This window comes from Streptomyces sp. NPDC049585 (assembly GCF_040675615.1).
In the GTDB taxonomy this organism is placed as follows: Bacteria; Actinomycetota; Actinomycetes; order Streptomycetales; family Streptomycetaceae; genus Streptomyces; species Streptomyces luteosporeus.
Window position 1 is genome coordinate 1 of sequence record NZ_JBFAPE010000028.1, and the last position, 16,181, is coordinate 16,181.

Sequence of the window (16,181 nt, forward strand, 5' to 3'; positions counted from 1 at the left end):
GCTGCACTGGTACAACTACCACCGACCCCACACCGGCATCGGCGGCCACACACCCGCCAGCCGCGGAACCAACCTCGCCGAACAACACACCTAGGTGCCCGCCGGCAGGGGCCGGGCGCGGCCGGCCAGGTACCAGCCGGCCGTCGCCGCGCACCACAGCAGGGCGCCGGCCGCCACGAAGGAGGCGCCGGGGGCGGCGTCGACGGCGAAGGGCAGCAGCAGCATTCCGGCCACGGACGCCGCGTGGGCAGCCATCTGGTCGACCGTCAGCAGCCGCAGCCGGGCGGGGGGCGCGAAGCGCGCCAGGTGGGCGCGGAAGGTGACGGTGCACACGGGGAAGAGCAGCCCGGTGACGATGCACAGGGCGATGACGGCGGCCATGCGGTCGGCGACGCCGAGCCCGGCGAGGGCGAGGCCGGAGACGGCCCAGGCGAAGCAGTAGGTGCCGAGCCAGTTCTGTTCGTCGGGCGGGCGGGTGGTCAGGGTGTTGCCGGTCAGGAGGTTGCCGGCGAGTCCGCCGGCCGCGGTGGCGGCGAGGGCGAGGCCGTAGCCGGCGGCGCCCTGGCCGAAGCGGGCGACGAGCAGCGGGGGCAGTCCGACGGTGGAGACGGCGGAGGCGAACAGGGCCACGGCGTGGACGGCGATGGCGGTGGCGGTGCGGCGCTGTTCGCGCAGCAGGCGCCGGGCCCGGACGGCGGGCAGGGGGCCGCGGGCGGCCGCGGCGCTCTTCCTGCGGGCCGTGCGCCGGCCCAGCCAGGCGAGCGCGGCGGCCGAGACGGCGAAGGTGAGGCCGTCGATGGCGAACAGCTGCACCTCGGAGACGAGCAGCAGCAGCGCCCCGGCGCTGCCCTGCCCCACCACGCCGGCCACCCGGGAGGTGAGGTCGAACAGGCAGCTGGCCTGGGCCACCTCGTCGGGGGTGACGAGCTGCGGTACGAGGGTGCCGAGGTTGGGGTCGAAGAGGGCGCCGAGGGTGCCGAGCAGCAGGACGAGGCCGAGGGTGAGGGCGAAGCCGAAGGAGTCGGGGGACCACAGCACGGGCAGGGCGAGGGCAACGGCGGCGCGGGCGGTGTCCAGCCAGGCCAGCGAGCGCCAGCGGGAGAACCGTCCGACGACCGTGCCGGCCCCGCCCAGGGCGATGTAGGGCAACGACTCGACGGCGGCGACCAGCCCCATCCGCGACGACGATCCCGTGGCCTCGTAGACCACCCACATCGCGGCGAGGGCGTAGAGCCGGTCGCCCAGCACGGAGAGGGTCATCGACAGCCACAGCACGCGGACGGAGCGGGAGCGCAGCAGACGCACATGCCTCACGGCGCTTACCTCCGGCAATTCCGGTCCGGGGCGGCACACCCTAGGGCGCGGGCGAGCGGGCATTACCGGCCTTCCGTCGCAGACCGGGGCGGGGTGCGGGCGTTCACCACCCGCAGGTGTGGCGGTGTTCGCACGGCGTCTCACGACGCGGACCGACGCGGGGCGGCATGGGGTGGGTACCGGGGCGGCGACGGGGGGCGTACGCGGTTCGGTCAGCGCCACTGGTCCATCCGGGGACGCGCCGCGCGCGACGATGGGGTGTGACGACATAGAGTGACGGCACAATTGCTCCGCGTATCTGCGGGACGCGAGGGATCGGCGGCCGCCGGCCTTCCTTGGTCCTGCTGAGATCAATCAGGAGGTTCCCAGTGGCGAAGGCGAAGTTCGAGCGGACGAAGCCCCACGTCAACATCGGCACCATCGGACACATCGACCACGGCAAGACGACCCTGACCGCGGCGATCACCAAGGTGCTGCACGACGCCTATCCGGAGCTGAACGAGGTGTCGGCCTTCGAGAACATCGACAAGGCCCCGGAGGAGCGGCAACGCGGCATCACCATCTCCATCGCCCACGTCGAGTACCAGACGGAGGCTCGGCACTACGCCCACGTCGACTGCCCCGGTCACGCGGACTACATCAAGAACATGATCACCGGTGCCGCCCAGATGGACGGCGCCATCCTCGTCGTGGCCGCGACCGACGGTCCGATGCCGCAGACCAAGGAGCACGTACTGCTCGCCCGCCAGGTCGGCGTTCCCTACATCGTGGTGGCGCTCAACAAGGCCGACATGGTGGACGACGAGGAGATCCTGGAGCTCGTCGAGCTGGAGGTCCGCGAGCTGCTCAGCGAGTACGAGTTCCCGGGCGACGAGGCCCCGGTGGTCAAGGTCTCGGCCCTGAAGGCCCTGGAGGGCGACCCGGAGTGGAGCAAGTCGGTCCTCGACCTGATGAAGGCCGTGGACGAGGCCATCCCGCAGCCGGAGCGCGAGGTCGACAAGCCGTTCCTGATGCCGATCGAGGACGTCTTCACCATCACCGGCCGCGGCACCGTCGTCACCGGCCGCATCGAGCGCGGCATCCTGCGCGTCAACGAGACCGTGGACATCATCGGCATCCACCCGGAGAAGACGACCACGACCGTCACCGGTATCGAGATGTTCCGCAAGCTGCTCGACGAGGGCCAGGCCGGTGAGAACGTCGGTCTGCTGCTGCGCGGCATCAAGCGCGAGGACGTCGAGCGCGGCCAGTGCATCATCAAGCCGGGGTCGGTCACCCCGCACACCGAGTTCGAGGCGACGGCGTACATCCTGTCGAAGGACGAGGGCGGCCGGCACACACCCTTCTTCAACAACTACCGTCCGCAGTTCTACTTCCGCACCACGGACGTGACCGGCGTCGTGACCCTGCCCGAGGACAAGGAAATGGTCATGCCGGGCGACAACACCGCGATGTCGGTGGCGCTGATCCAGCCGATCGCCATGGAGGAGGGCCTGAAGTTCGCCATTCGCGAGGGCGGCCGCACGGTCGGCGCCGGCCAGGTCACGAAGATCACGAAGTAGGAAGGGCGGGAACGGGGGCCGGCTGCAGGCCAGAGGACCCTGGAGCCGAGCCGGACCGCCCCGTTCCCAGTCGACACGCTAGCGCCCGGGCGGCGGCACCCCCCGCAGGCCGGTCGGCGTGGCGACGCAAAAACCCGCCGCGGCCGCCGACCGGCCCACAGGCGGGCCCGGGCTCACGGGGAAGTGCAGCTGAGCGAGGGGGCCTTGGCGGCCGGCCCGCTGACGCTGAAGCCGAAGGTGACCGACCGCCGCGCCGGCACGGTGGCGTTGTGGGAGACGTTGCGTACGACCACCTGCTGCCCGGAGACGCTGAGGGTGCCGTTCCACAGCCGGGTGACCCGCTGTCCGGGGGCGAGCGTCCACTCCACCGTCCAGCCGCCGATCTCCCGCGCCCCGGCCCGTACGGTGACCTCCGCCTCGAACCCGCCGTTCCAGGAGTCCGTGACCCGGTACGCCGCCGTGCAGGCGCCCTGCCGCTCGAGGACCGTGTCCGCGAACCCCGTGACCGCCCCGGCGACGTCCCCCACCACGCCCGGTCCGGGCGGCCTGGGCGCGGCACTCGCGGGAAGGGCCGGAGCCGCGGCGGCGACGACGGTCAGAACGGTGGCGGCCCACCGGGAGCCGAGGATCGTCATGGGGCCCAGGCTTACCGGACGGGCCTCTTCCGCTATCCCGCCGCCTCGGATCGAAACCACCCGGAAGCGTGGCCGCACCCCGCCCCCAACGACGGAGCGCCCCGCCCGGCAACAGCCGGACGAGGCGCTCGACCGCAGGTCAGGGGCGGTGCCCCCACCTGCATCGGGTAGGCCGTGTGGGACTCGAACCCACAACCAATGGATTAAAAGTCCACTGCTCTGCCAATTGAGCTAACGGCCCGCACCCCGCAGCATAGCCCGGCCTGCCCGCGAAGCCCGAGTCGTTATCGCCGAGGACTTGGCAGGAGCGGCGCCGGGGCGGGCGCGGAGCGGGCGAGGGCCCGTACGACACGGTGTGTCGTACGGGCCCTCGAAAGCTGTCGCCGGGTCAGCCGTTGCGCTTCCAGCGGGGCTTGTCGGCGCGGCGGTCGAACGACGAGCCACCGCGGTGGTCGTCACGACGGCCGTACGGGCGGTCGCCGCCACCGGAGCGGAAGCCGCCGGAGGGGCGGTCGTCGCGGCGGTCGCGGTTGAACGGACGGTCGCCGCCACCGGAGCGGTAGCCGCCGGACGGGCGGTCGCCGCCACCGGAGCGGAAGCCACCGGAGGGGCGGTCGTCGCGGCGGAAGCCGCCGGAGGGACGGTCGTCACGACGCTCGTCGCGGCGGAAACCACCGGACGGGCGGTCGTCACGACGGAAACCACCACGGTCGTCACGACGCTCGTCACGACGGAAACCACCGGACGGGCGGTCGTCACGACGGTCGTCGCGACGGAAACCGTCACGGTCGTCGCGGCGGAAGCCGCCGGAGGGACGGTCGTCACGACGCTCGTCGCGGCGGAAACCACCGGAGGGGCGGTCGTCGCGGCGGAAACCACCACGGTCGTCACGACGCTCGTCGCGGCGGAAGCCGCCACGGTCGCCACGGTCGTCACGGCGGTCGTCGCGACGGAAGCCACCACGGTCCTCGCGGCGGTCGTCACGGTCGTCGCGGCGGAAACCGCCGCTGCGGCGCTCGAAGTTGCCGCGCTCGTCACGGCGCTCGTCGGCCGGGGCGGACTGCTGCGCCGGGACGGCGGCGGCCTGCTCGGCCTCCGCACGGGCGGTCTCGGCCTCGGCCTCCGCGGCGGCGGCCGCCACCGCGGCCTCCGGGTCCTCGCCGCGCTCGCGGGCGGCACGGGCCAGCAGGCGGTCGGCCTCCTCGCGCAGCTCGGTGGCGCGGCGCTGGGCGCGCTCCAGCTGACGGGTCAGGTCCGCCAGGTCGCGCTCGGCCTGCTTGGCGGCGTTGGCCGCCGAGTCGGCCTGGACCTCGGTGAGCGAACGGGCGCCGGTGATCTTGGCGACATCCTCGTCGAAGGCGCCGGAGCCGGCGACGATGTGGCGCGAGGCGTCCACGCCCGCGTCCTCCATCAGGCGGAAGATCTGCCGGCGCTGGTGCGGCAGGGCCAGGGAGACGACCGTGCCGGACTGGCCGGCGCGGGCCGTACGGCCGGAGCGGTGCAGGTAGTCCTTGTGGTCACCGGCGGGGTCGACGTTCAGGACCAGGTCGATGCCGTCGACGTGGATACCGCGGGCGGCGACGTCGGTGGCGACCAGGACGTTCACGCGGCCGCCCTTGAAGTCCTCCAGGACGCGGGTACGGGCGCCCTGGGTCATGCCGCCGTGCAGCGCGTCCGCGCGGACACCGGCGTCGAGCAGCTGCTCGGCGACGCGGTCGGCGCCCATCTGGGTGCGGACGAAGATGATCGTGCGGCCCTTGCGGGCGGCGATGGCGGCCGTGACCGGCGCCTTGTCCTTCGGCTTCACGACGAGGACGTGGTGGGTCATGGTCGTCACGGCACCGGCGGAGGGGTCGACCTCGTGCGTGACCGGGGCCACCAGGTAGCGCTTGACCAGCGTGTCGATCTCGTTCTCCAGCGTCGCGGAGAACAGCAGGCGCTGGCCGCCGGTCGGCACCTGGTCGAGGATCTCGGTGACCTCGGGCAGGAAGCCCATGTCGGCCATCTGGTCGGCCTCGTCGAGGACCGCGACCTGGACCTTGTCGAGGGAGGCGGCACCGCGGTCGATGATGTCGCGCAGGCGGCCCGGGGTGGCGACGAGGATGTCGACACCGCGCTCCAGGGCGTAGATCTGGTTGCCCATGGACGTACCGCCGCAGACGACCTTCATCTTCAGGCCGAGCACGTCGCCGTACGGCTGCAGGGCGTCGGCGACCTGCATCGCCAGCTCACGGGTCGGGGTGAGGATCAGGCCGCGCGGGCGCTTCTTCTCGGTGTGGCCGCCCGCCAGGATCGACAGCAGGGGCAGACCGAAGGAGAGGGTCTTGCCCGAGCCGGTGCGGCCGCGGCCCAGGATGTCCTTGCCGGCCAGGGCGTCCGGGATGGTCGCGGCCTGGATCGGGAAGGGGACGGTCACGCCGTTCTGGGCGAGCTTGCGGACGACGGCGTCGTCCAGGCCCAGGTCGGCGAAGGTGACCTGCGGCTCCGCGGGGACCTCGGCGGTCGGGGCGGTCTCGGCCACGGTCGCCTCGAGGGCCTCGACGATCTTCTCGTCGGCCTCGGGCATGACGGTCTGGTCAGGGGAAATGGACATGCGAAATGCGAAACCTTCCGGAGTTTCGGCACGCGCCCAAGCTCCGTGTCGGCTTCACAAATGACCGCCTCGATGCGGTCAGCCACGGCAAGGTAAGGAACGCGCCACACGGCGCGCTTCTGTCTGGCGCCGGGCAAATGGGATCAAACGATCTACCACCATACGCACCCATCGCCCTGCAGCGCAAGCCGCCTGCACATGGCCTGGGACACACTCCCCCATCCCGCCCCGCGTCTCACGACGGACCCGCCTGCGGCGACGACGGGGGCTGCGTCGGCGGCTGCGACGGCTGCGTGGGTGCCGGCGGCGTCGGCGGGGCCTGCGTGGGCGGCTGCGACGGCGCCGGCGGCCTGCCCGGCGCCGACGACGGGCCCGCACCGTGCCCGGCCGGCGGCTTCGACGGCGCTCCCGGCTTCTCCGGCCGGCCCGCCGGCGGGGACACGCCCGGAGCCGCCGACGGCGATGCGGAAGCCGACGCCTCCGGATGCGCCCCCTTCGCCGACGGACTGCCGCTCGCCCCGCCCTTCACCGACTTGCCGTCCACCCGGCCGCCCGGACGGCTCCCCGGAATACGGATGCCGCCCTCCGTCCGCTGACCGTCCCCCTGCCGGTCGTCCGCACCCTTGGGCACCGGACGCCCCGGGTCGCTCACGCTCATGCACCCGCCCAGAGCCAGGGACGCGACCGCCACCGCGGCGATACGGGTGGCCGTCGCGCGAGTGAACGCTGCGGCGTGCGCTGACATTGCGCGCATGGACAGGACCGCCTTCGGGTACGGGGGACAGGCGCCCTGCCCAACTGGCCCCGCCCCGCGCAGGACACGGCCGTCAGCCGTAGCCCAGGGCGTGCAGGCGGGCGTCGTCGATCCCGAAGTGGTGTGCCACCTCGTGGACGACCGTCACCTCCACCTCGGCGACCACCTCCTCCCGCGTGGCGCACATGCGCAGCGTCGGACCGCGGAAGATCGTGATGCGGTCCGGCAGCACGCCGGCGTACCACTCGCCGCGCTCGGTCAGCGGCGTCCCCTCGTAGAGCCCGAGCAGCTCCGGATCGTCGGCCGGCGGCTCGTCCTCGACGAAGACGGCGACGTTGTCCATCAGCCGCGTCAGCTCGGGCGGGATCCGGTCCAGGCCCTCGGCGACCAGTTCCTCGAACTCCTCGCGCGTCATCTCCAGCACCCGGCCATTGTCCGGCAACGAGGCCCGCGGGGACCCTGCGGCGAGGCCCTCGGCAAACCGTTTTGGCGATACCTCCTCCCATCCCATATGCTTCTCACGTCCCCGAGGCGCTGCGAAGCGCCCAGGTGGGCCATTCAGCCCTCATCGTCTAGTGGCCCAGGACGCCGCCCTTTCAAGGCGGTAGCACGGGTTCGAATCCCGTTGGGGGCACGCTGTAACGTGTGCGAGACTTGTTCTCGCACATGAGCAAGGTCCTGTGGAGCAGTTTGGAGTGCTCGCCACCCTGTCAAGGTGGAGGCCGCGGGTTCAAATCCCGTCAGGACCGCTTACGATTGCTTGTAGCGAGTGATCGTATGGCTGGGTAGCTCAGTTGGTACGAGCGTCCGCCTGAAAAGCGGAAGGTCGCCGGTTCGACCCCGGCCCCAGCCACATCGAGGCCCCCATCTCCGATGGGGGCCTCAGTGCATTTGCGGGACACCGTGCCGGTTGCCCGGGGCCCGGGGGGCTGCCCGGAGGATCTTCGTCGCGGCACCACGGCGCCCGTAGGGACTCGGGGAACTGCGCGACAAGCCACGACGCACCCGCAGACGAAGCGCCGCGTTCGACTGCGTGCCGCCCGTGGCCGATCGCGCAGTTCCCCGCGCCCCTACGGGGCGCCCTCGTCGCTCTTCCCGCAGCCGCACCCGCCACACCGCCGGATAAATGGGTTCGCCGCTTCGTGGCGGCTGGTGCGATCCTGGGGGGCGTATGTCTACGCAGCCTGCCCCCACCGTCACCTTTGCCGATCTCGCCGGCCGTCTGTCCGAGCTGATGCTGCGCGACGCGCAGCGGCTGGGGCGACGGTTGGAGGGGGCTCGGCGTATTCGCAAGCCCGAGGCCCGTGCGGCCGTGCTGGCCGAGATCGCGGGGGAGGTCGACGCTGCCGAGCTGCGGGTGGCGGCCCGGCGGGCGGCCGTGCCGGAGATCTCGTATCCGGAGCAGCTGCCGGTCAGCCAGAAGAAGGACGCGATCCTGGAGGCGATACGCGACCACCAGGTCGTGATCGTCGCAGGTGAGACGGGTTCCGGTAAGACGACGCAGATTCCGAAGATCTGTCTGGAGCTCGGCCGTGGCGTGCGGGGCCTGATCGGGCACACGCAGCCGCGGCGGATCGCCGCCCGTACGGTGGCGGAGCGGGTCGCGGAGGAGCTGCGGACGCCGCTGGGCGAGGCGGTCGGCTGGAAGGTGCGGTTCACCGATCAGGTCGGTGGCGACACGCTGGTCAAGCTGATGACGGACGGCATTCTGCTCGCCGAGATCCAGACGGACCGCGAGCTGCGCCAGTACGACACGATCATCATCGACGAGGCGCACGAGCGCAGCCTCAACATCGACTTCCTGCTCGGATACCTCGCGCAGCTGCTCCCCCGTCGCCCCGACCTCAAGGTCGTGATCACCTCGGCGACCATCGATCCGGAGCGCTTCTCCCGCCACTTCGGCGATGCGCCGATCGTGGAGGTCAGCGGCCGTACGTATCCGGTGGAGGTGCGCTACCGCCCGCTGCTGGAGGAGGAGTCCTCGGACGCGGACCGTGACCAGATCACGGCGATCTGCGACGCGGTCGACGAGCTGCAGCAGGAGGGCCCGGGCGACATCCTCGTCTTCCTCTCCGGTGAGCGGGAGATCCGGGACACCGCGGATGCGCTGGAGAAGCGCAAGTACAAGTTCACGGAGGTGCTGCCGCTGTACGCACGGCTGTCGCACGCCGAGCAGCACCGTGTCTTCCAGCGCCACACCGGTCGCCGCATCGTGCTGGCGACGAACGTCGCGGAGACGTCCCTGACGGTCCCGGGCATCAAGTACGTCATCGACCCGGGTTTCGCGCGCATCTCGCGCTACAGCCACCGCACGAAGGTGCAGCGTCTGCCGATCGAGCCGGTCTCGCAGGCCAGTGCGAACCAGCGCAAGGGCCGGTGCGGCCGTACGAGCGACGGCATCTGCATCCGGCTGTATGCGGAGGACGACTTCCTCTCGCGGCCGGAGTTCACGGACGCGGAGATCCTGCGGACGAACCTCGCCTCGGTCATCCTGCAGATGACGGCCGCCGGTCTGGGCGACATCGAGAAGTTCCCGTTCATCGATCCGCCGGACCGCCGCAACATCAAGGACGGCGTGGATCTGTTGCAGGAGCTGGGGGCGATCGACCCGCAGCAGAAGGATCCGAAGAAGCGGCTGACGCCGCTGGGCCGCAAGCTCTCGCAGCTGCCGGTGGACCCGCGGCTGGCCCGCATGGTGCTGGAGGCGGACCGCAACGGCTGTGCCCGCGAGGTCATGGTCATCGCCTCCGCGCTGTCGATCCAGGATCCGCGGGAGCGGCCGGCGGACAAGCAGCAGCAGGCCGATCAGCAGCACGCCCGGTTCAAGGACGAGACGAGCGACTTCCTCGCCTTCCTGAACCTGTGGCGTTATGTGCGCGAGCAGCAGAAGACGCTGTCGTCCTCGGCCTTCCGCCGCATGTGCAAGTCGGAGTTCCTGAACTACCTGCGCATACGTGAGTGGCAGGACATCTACTACCAGCTGCGTTCGGTCGCGAAGACGATGGGCGTCCACCTGGCCGAGGAGGACGCGGCGCCGGAGCGGGTGCACCAGTCGCTGCTGGCGGGTCTGCTGTCGCACATCGGCCTGAAGGATCCCGAGAAGAACAACGAGTACGTCGGCGCCCGCAACGCCAAGTTCGCCGTCTTCCCCGGTTCGGCGCTGTTCAAGAAGCCGCCGCGCTGGGTGATGTCGGCGGAGCTGGTGGAGACCTCGCGGCTGTGGGCCCGGGTCAATGCCCGTATCGATCCGGAGTGGATCGAGCCGCTGGCCCAGCACCTGGTGAAGCGCACCTACAGCGAGCCGCACTGGGAGCAGAAGCAGGCGGCGGTGATGGCGTACGAGCGGGTGACGCTCTACGGCGTGCCGATCGTGGCGCAGCGCAAGGTGAACTACGGGCGGATCGACCCGGAGACGAGCCGGGAGCTGTTCATCCGCAATGCGCTGGTGGAGGGCGACTGGCGCACGCACCACCAGTTCTTCCACGACAACCGCAAGCTGCTCGACGAGGTCGAGGAGCTGGAGCACCGGGCGCGCCGGCGCGACATCCTGGTGGACGACGAGACGCTGTTCGACTTCTACGACCAGCGGCTGCCGGAGCACGTGGTCTCGGGTGCGCACTTCGACTCGTGGTGGAAGCACAAGCGCCGCGAGGAGCCGGAGCTGCTCAATTTCGAGCAGTCCATGCTCATCAACGAGAAGGCCGGGGCGGTCACCAAGGAGGACTATCCGGACTCCTGGCGGCAGGGCCGGCTGAAGTTCAAGGTGACGTACCAGTTCGAGCCGGGGGCGGACGCGGACGGCGTGACGGTGCACGTGCCGCTGCAGGTGCTCAACCAGGTATCGGCCGAGGGCTTCGACTGGCAGATCCCTGGTCTGCGCGAGGACCTGGTGACGGAGCTGATCCGCTCGCTGCCCAAGCCGATCCGCCGCAACTGCGTGCCGGCGCCGAACTTCGCCCAGCGCTTCCTGGAGACGGCGGTGCCGTTGCAGGAGCCGCTGCCGGTGGCGCTGGCGCATGCGCTGCACCGGATGACCGGGGTGCGCATGGAAGCGGGCGACTTCGATATAGCCAAGGTCCCGGACCACCTGAAGATCACCTTCCGGGTGGTGGACGAGCGGCGCCGCAAGATCGCCGAGGACAAGGACCTGGAGGCCCTGCGGCTGCGGCTGAAGCCGAAGACGCAGGCGGCGATCTCCAAGGCGTTCGACGCGGCCCTGGACCGGGCGGCCGGCGCCACGGGGTCCGGCGGCGAGGCGGCCGGCCGGCTGGAGCAGCGCTCGGGCCTGACCCGCTGGACGGTCGGCACGCTGCCGCGCACGTTCGAGACGCGCCGCGCGGGCCAGCCGGTCAAGGCCTACCCGGCGCTGGTGGACGAGGGCGCCACGGTGGCGGTGCGGCTCTTCGACACGGAGGAGGAGCAGCGGGAGGCGATGTGGCGCGGCGTGCGCCGGCTGATCCTGCTGAACCTGCCGTCCAACCCGGCCAAGTTCGCGCAGGACAAGCTGGGCAACCAGCAGAAGCTGGCGCTCTCGCGCAATCCGCACGGCTCGATCCAGGCGCTCTTCGACGACTGCGTGGCCGGTGCGGCCGACAAGCTGATGGCGGCGCACGGCGGCCCGGCGTGGGACGAGGAGTCCTTCCGCAAGCTCTTCGACGCGGTGCGCGCGGACATCGTGGACGCGACGCTGGATGCGATCCGCAAGGTGCAGGAGGTGCTGGCCGCCTGGCAGGCGTGCGAGCGCCGGCTCAAGGCGACGACGAGCCCGGCGCTGCTGACGTCGCTGACGGACGTCAAGGAGCAGCTCGCGGCGCTGATCAAGCCGGGCTTCGTGACGGAGCACGGCGTACGCCGCCTGCCGGACCTGCTGCGCTACCTGGTGGCGGTGGACCGCCGCCTGACGCAGCTGCCGACGGGCGCGGAGCGGGACCGGGCGCGGATGGCGAAGGTCCACGAGATGCAGGACGAGTACGCCTGGCTGCTGGAGCAGTTCCCCAAGGGACGGCCGGTGCCGCAGGAGGCCCGGGAGATCCGCTGGATGATCGAGGAGCTGCGGGTGAGCTACTTCGCGCACGCGCTGGGCACGGCGTACCCGGTGTCGGACAAGCGGATCGTGAAGGCGGTCGACAAGCTGGCGCCGTGAGGCGGTGGTGAGGCGTGTGCTCCACGCCTCACCGAGCGGGTTCGACCGCACGGCCTGACCTGCTGTAGAGTCTTGTTTCGCAGCCCCCGGAAGGGGAACGCAAGCAAGGTCCTGTGGAGCAGTTTGGAGTGCTCGCCACCCTGTCAAGGTGGAGGCCGCGGGTTCAAATCCCGTCAGGACCGCATCGAAGTGAGGCCCGCACCACGCAAGTGGGAGCGGGCCTCACTGCTGTCCGGAGCGACCACCGTCCGAGGCCGCGCCCGCGGCGGAGCCGCCATCGGACACAGCAAATCCCGTCAGGACCGCATCCACGTAATGCCCGCACCACGCAAGTGGAAGCGGGCCTTGCTGTTGTGCACCCACGTAAGGCCCGCGCCATTCATGGTGCGGGCCTCGTCGTCGTTTCCGGCCGGATCCCGGCCGGATCGGCGCACCGTCCCACCGGGCCTCGTTGTCGACCTTGACTGCGACACGTGCCAGGGGTACCCCAGTCAGAGGGAGGTGCTGCGCCCCATGACGACGACCACCCGGACCGAGCGTGCCCGGCACGAGACGCGGGCGCTGTTGCGTGCCCACCTGTCCGCCGCGGCCGGCTACCGGCATCTGACCCGGCACTGCCCGGTCTGCCACCGACTGCTGCAGCTGGCCCAAGAGGGGGTGGGAGAGCCGGCGGGGCCGCCGGGCGCGGGTGTCACCCTCAGTGGTGAGGGCAGCAACTCCTTTACCGCAGCGCCATGATGGGTGACAAGGCGACCGCGATGTGACGGGTGTCACCGAAAGAGTTTCGGTGAAGGGGGAACTCACACCCTCTTCACCCCTGCTCAATTTAATATGTGCAATTGCACCCACCCCGGCGCCTGCCTCCTGTGGCCGCCCCGGGGCGGGTGCCCGCCGGCACCGTCCCGCACCGTTTGGGCATCCCGCGCGCACGCGGGCATAAAAAGATCGCGCTGGACCCGGCGGAGTCCAGCGCGATCGACGACGCACCCAAGTCGGTGGGCTGGGAACCTGTTGGGGCAGGCGTCCCGTCGTTCACTGCTTGGTGGAGCTGTGCTGGGCGACAGCCGGGTTGGGGGCCCCGGAAATCACCCGGTCATTCAGTTGTTCAGGCCTCGCTGCGCTGCTGCGGAATACCCGCCAGCAGGGCACGGACCTCGGCTTCGCGGTAGCGCCGGTGTCCTCCGAGCGTGCGGATGGACGTGAGCTTGCCAGCCTTGGCCCAGCGGGTGACCGTCTTCGGGTCCACGCGGAACATCGTGGCAACCTCAGCCGGGGTCAGCAGCGGCTCGGCATCAGGGGTGCGAGCGGTCATGAGCGGCCTCCTCGGGAGAACCGAACCATCACGTCGGTTCTTTCCTCTAAATTCTGCACCTTGACCCGCGTTGCCCGAAATGGCGGACGCGGGCCGAGTCGGTTATAGGACGAACGGCTTGTCCTCGGCACTACAACTACACCATCTGTCCAGCCACGTCGGCCAAACCGATGGAATTGCCCTCTCAGGTGTTCAACCTCGACGGAACCCGATGGACCATGCCATAGCGGACAGTCACGCCACAGTGACGATCAGTCACAGCGGGATCAATCAGATCAGGGGTCACCAGATCCGCCAAGGAGTGCAATACCGATCTATCCGCCCTCAGTTAGGCGGAAGGAGCCCTTCCGAGGCTCCTTGTCCTATTTTGCCATGAGGATGGGCGATCGGCGCAAGACCTTCCGTAAGTGCGGTAGGTCACGCTTGCCGCAATGGCCCGGATCGGGACCTAGGTCCCGGACCGCGCCAGCCCCGGCCCCACGACGGACGGTCAGTTGGCGAACTGGCGGTTGCGGACCGCGCTCCAACGCTCCGTCAGCCGCTCGTACGCCGCACCGGCCCGCGCCCCGTCACCCGCCCGCAGCGCCGCCAGTCCCTCCGCCGTGTCGGCCGCGGAATGGTCCTCGGCCAGTCGTGCTTCCGGAACCATATGCACAAGTCCGCCGTAGTCCAGCTCCACCAGGGACCGCGGATGGAACTCTTCCAGCCATCGCCCCACCTCCACCAGCCCCTCGATCAGCGGTCCCTCCTCGATCGTGTCCCGCAGGGTGCGCAGGCCCCGGGCCACCCGGCGGCGCGCCTGGACCATGGGCGTGCGGTAGCGCATCCGTACGTCCCGGCCGCCCTCGCCGCTGTCGTAGTCGCGCTCGTCGTCGGAGAAGAGCACGAACCAGCGCAGCGGCACCTGCCAGGTGGCGGTCCTGATCCAGGGCCGGGCGTCGGGATTGCGCTCGAGCCAGCGCTCGTAGTCGGCGACGGCCTGGCGGCGCACCACCGGCGGCAGCACCGCGTCCAGGACGGGCGCCGGCAGGCTGTCGGCCAGGTGCTGCAGGGCCAGCCAGCCGCGCAGCCGGGTCCGCCAGGGGCACACGCACAGCACGCCGTCGACCACGGCCACGAAGGCGTCGGCGCTCTCGTGCACGGGCACGGGCACGGGCGGGGTGGGCAGCAGGTCGGCGAGCGAGCGGCGCAACTCCTCCTGGGCGCCGGGCAGCTCCCCGCGCCGGGCGTAGCGCAGCCAGTGGCTGCGCTCGGGCTCGGGGAAGGCCCCCAGCGGCTCGTAGACCCGCAGGTACGCCGCGTACGGGACGGTCACCGACGACGCCACGCCCACGCTCGCTCCCTCAAGCCGTAGGACCCCCTGCGGGCGGCCCGCCGGGCCGCTGCCCGCGGCGTCGCCCCGCGCTCTCGTCCAGATCGTCCCACGGCGTCGCAGCACGGGAGGGTGATCCTCGGCACGCGGCCCTTCCCGGGGCCCGCCAGGCCCTACCCTCGTGCCAACCGGCCCTCCGCCACCCCGGGAGGGCGACCTCCGCGACATATGGAGTCACCACCGTGACTGACGTACGTCCCACCACCGAAGCCACCGGCGGCGTGCTGCAGACCCTGTTCCGATCGGAGCAGGGCGGCCACGAGCAGGTCGTGCTGTGCCAGGACCGCGCGAGCGGCCTGAAGGCCGTGATCGCCGTGCACTCCACCGCCCTGGGCCCGGCCCTCGGCGGTACGCGCTTCTACCCGTACGCCTCCGAGGACGAGGCGGTGCAGGACGCGCTGAACCTTTCGCGCGGCATGTCGTACAAGAACGCCCTGGCCGGGCTCGATCACGGCGGCGGAAAGGCCGTGATCATAGGTGACCCCGACCTGATCAAGACCGAGCAGCTGCTGCTCGCGTACGGCCGCTTCGTGGCCTCCCTGGGCGGCCGCTATGTCACCGCGTGCGACGTCGGCACGTACGTGCAGGACATGGACGTGGTCGCCCGGACGAACCGCTGGACCACCGGCCGCTCCCCCGAGCAGGGCGGCGCCGGCGACTCCTCGGTGCTCACCGCCTTCGGCGTCTTCCAGGGCATGCGGGCGGCCGCGCAGACCCAGTGGGGCGCCCCGACGCTGGCCGGCCGCCGGGTCGGCGTGGCGGGCGTGGGCAAGGTGGGCCACCACCTCGTGGAGCACCTGGTCGAGGACGGCGCCGAGGTCGTGATCACGGACGTGCGGGCCGAGGCCGTCGAGCGGATCATGGCCCGGCACCCGAAGGTCACCGCGGTGACCGACGCGGACGTGCTGGTCCGTACCCCGCTGGACGTGTACGCCCCCTGCGCCCTGGGCGGCGCGCTCAACGACGACTCGGTGGCCGCGCTGACCGCCACGGTCGTCTGCGGGGCGGCGAACAACCAGCTGGCCCACCCCGGGGTCGAGAAGGACCTGGCCGACCGGGGCGTGCTCTACGCGCCCGACTACGTCGTGAACGCCGGCGGCGTCATTCAGGTTGCGGACGAGCTCCACGGTTTCGACTTCGAGCGGGCGAAGGCCAAGGCGGCCAAGATTTTCGACACGACTTTGGCCATTTTCGATCGGGCGAAGGCGGACGGCATTCCGCCGGCCGTCGCGGCCGACCGGCTCGCCGAGCAGCGCATGGCGGAGGGGAAAACTGCCCGGGTGACGGCGGAGCAGTGACCGAAACGTTCGGCCTCGGTGCCGCCTTCACTCGTTCGGGTGAGGCCGCTTGGCCGAGTGCCTGAACGAAGGCCGTACACCGGTCCCCACAGTGGGCCGCCGGGCGGTGGTGAAAGGAGAGAAGTGTCACCACCTCTCGGCGGGTCGGCGTCCAGGACACGTTAAAATCGCACCTGACCAGCGAGTACAGAGCGGCTC

Annotated in this window: 11 protein-coding genes and 5 tRNA genes; 9 read left to right on the top strand and 7 right to left on the bottom strand. The window is 71.0% G+C overall.

The window, feature by feature from the left end; genetic code table 11:
* Nucleotides 1-90: 90 nt before the first annotated feature.
* Entirely contained in the window at nt 91-1,314 is a 1,224-nt protein-coding gene (locus tag AB0K17_RS24225; protein WP_365984226.1) for an MFS transporter, read from the bottom strand.
* Nucleotides 1,315-1,682: 368 nt separating this feature from the next.
* Between AB0K17_RS24225 and tuf the strand changes: the two genes are divergently transcribed.
* On the top strand, nt 1,683-2,876 hold the full coding sequence (gene tuf, locus AB0K17_RS24230) for an elongation factor Tu (protein ID WP_365967991.1): 1,194 nt from the start codon (nt 1,683-1,685) through the stop codon (nt 2,874-2,876).
* A 173-nt stretch (nt 2,877-3,049) separates the two neighbouring features.
* On the opposite strand, the gene AB0K17_RS24235 is transcribed toward tuf, so the two are convergent.
* The 3 genes from AB0K17_RS24235 to AB0K17_RS24245 all read right to left on the bottom strand — a co-directional run bounded on the left by AB0K17_RS24235 (nt 3,050) and on the right by AB0K17_RS24245 (nt 6,104).
* Nucleotides 3,050-3,511 (bottom strand): cellulose binding domain-containing protein, encoded by a 462-nt coding sequence (locus AB0K17_RS24235; protein ID WP_365984227.1) that lies wholly within the window; start codon nt 3,509-3,511, stop codon nt 3,050-3,052.
* A gap of 168 nt (nt 3,512-3,679) precedes the next feature.
* Nucleotides 3,680-3,752 (bottom strand) — tRNA-Lys (locus AB0K17_RS24240).
* A gap of 147 nt (nt 3,753-3,899) precedes the next feature.
* Nucleotides 3,900-6,104, bottom strand: coding sequence for a DEAD/DEAH box helicase (locus AB0K17_RS24245; protein ID WP_365967989.1), 2,205 nt, complete (start codon nt 6,102-6,104; stop codon nt 3,900-3,902).
* A 293-nt stretch (nt 6,105-6,397) separates the two neighbouring features.
* Here AB0K17_RS24245 and AB0K17_RS24250 point away from each other — a divergent pair, with 293 nt between their 5' ends.
* Nucleotides 6,398-6,700, top strand: coding sequence for a hypothetical protein (locus AB0K17_RS24250; protein WP_365967988.1), 303 nt, complete (start codon nt 6,398-6,400; stop codon nt 6,698-6,700).
* Between the two features lie 231 nt (nt 6,701-6,931).
* Here the strand turns inward: AB0K17_RS24250 and AB0K17_RS24255 are convergent, their stop codons facing one another.
* The gene (locus AB0K17_RS24255; RefSeq protein WP_365967987.1) at nt 6,932-7,282 is read right to left on the bottom strand and encodes a metallopeptidase family protein; all 351 of its coding nucleotides are present in this window, start codon (nt 7,280-7,282) and stop codon (nt 6,932-6,934) included.
* 137 nt (nt 7,283-7,419) lie between these two features.
* Between AB0K17_RS24255 and AB0K17_RS24260 the strand changes: the two genes are divergently transcribed.
* From AB0K17_RS24260 to AB0K17_RS24285, 6 genes are all read left to right on the top strand, one after another.
* Nucleotides 7,420-7,492 (top strand) — tRNA-Glu (locus tag AB0K17_RS24260).
* Nucleotides 7,493-7,532: 40 nt separating this feature from the next.
* A tRNA-Asp gene (locus AB0K17_RS24265) sits at nt 7,533-7,607 on the top strand.
* A gap of 30 nt (nt 7,608-7,637) precedes the next feature.
* A tRNA-Phe gene (locus tag AB0K17_RS24270) sits at nt 7,638-7,711 on the top strand.
* 318 nt (nt 7,712-8,029) lie between these two features.
* The gene (gene hrpA, locus AB0K17_RS24275; RefSeq protein ID WP_365984229.1) at nt 8,030-12,001 is read left to right on the top strand and encodes an ATP-dependent RNA helicase HrpA; all 3,972 of its coding nucleotides are present in this window, start codon (nt 8,030-8,032) and stop codon (nt 11,999-12,001) included.
* 107 nt (nt 12,002-12,108) lie between these two features.
* Nucleotides 12,109-12,183: transfer RNA gene (locus AB0K17_RS24280), tRNA-Asp, on the top strand.
* A 331-nt stretch (nt 12,184-12,514) separates the two neighbouring features.
* Nucleotides 12,515-12,739, top strand: a complete 225-nt coding sequence (locus tag AB0K17_RS24285; protein WP_344438571.1) for a DUF6274 family protein — start codon at nt 12,515-12,517, stop codon at nt 12,737-12,739.
* A gap of 367 nt (nt 12,740-13,106) precedes the next feature.
* Here the strand turns inward: AB0K17_RS24285 and bldC are convergent, their stop codons facing one another.
* Both bldC and AB0K17_RS24295 read right to left on the bottom strand, forming a co-directional pair.
* Nucleotides 13,107-13,313, bottom strand: a complete 207-nt coding sequence (gene bldC, locus AB0K17_RS24290) for a developmental transcriptional regulator BldC (protein ID WP_003949541.1) — start codon at nt 13,311-13,313, stop codon at nt 13,107-13,109.
* 490 nt (nt 13,314-13,803) lie between these two features.
* Nucleotides 13,804-14,646: a hypothetical protein gene (locus AB0K17_RS24295; protein WP_365967985.1), complete on the bottom strand. Its 843-nt coding sequence runs from the start codon at nt 14,644-14,646 to the stop codon at nt 13,804-13,806.
* 221 nt (nt 14,647-14,867) lie between these two features.
* Between AB0K17_RS24295 and AB0K17_RS24300 the strand changes: the two genes are divergently transcribed.
* Nucleotides 14,868-15,983, top strand: a complete 1,116-nt coding sequence (locus AB0K17_RS24300; protein WP_365967984.1) for a Glu/Leu/Phe/Val dehydrogenase dimerization domain-containing protein — start codon at nt 14,868-14,870, stop codon at nt 15,981-15,983.
* The last annotated feature ends 198 nt before the right edge of the window (nt 15,984-16,181 follow it).

What these genes read in the sequence shown, in the direction of transcription:
- AB0K17_RS24235 (WP_365984227.1), bottom strand. Translation starts at nt 3,511, where the DNA reads ATGACGATCCTCGGCTCCCGGTGGGCCGCCACCGTTCTGACCGTCGTC.
- AB0K17_RS24245 (WP_365967989.1), bottom strand. Translation starts at nt 6,104, where the DNA reads ATGTCCATTTCCCCTGACCAGACCGTCATGCCCGAGGCCGACGAGAAG.
- hrpA (WP_365984229.1), top strand. Translation starts at nt 8,030, where the DNA reads ATGTCTACGCAGCCTGCCCCCACCGTCACCTTTGCCGATCTCGCCGGC.
- AB0K17_RS24285 (WP_344438571.1), top strand. Translation starts at nt 12,515, where the DNA reads ATGACGACGACCACCCGGACCGAGCGTGCCCGGCACGAGACGCGGGCG.
- bldC (WP_003949541.1), bottom strand. Translation starts at nt 13,313, where the DNA reads ATGACCGCTCGCACCCCTGATGCCGAGCCGCTGCTGACCCCGGCTGAG.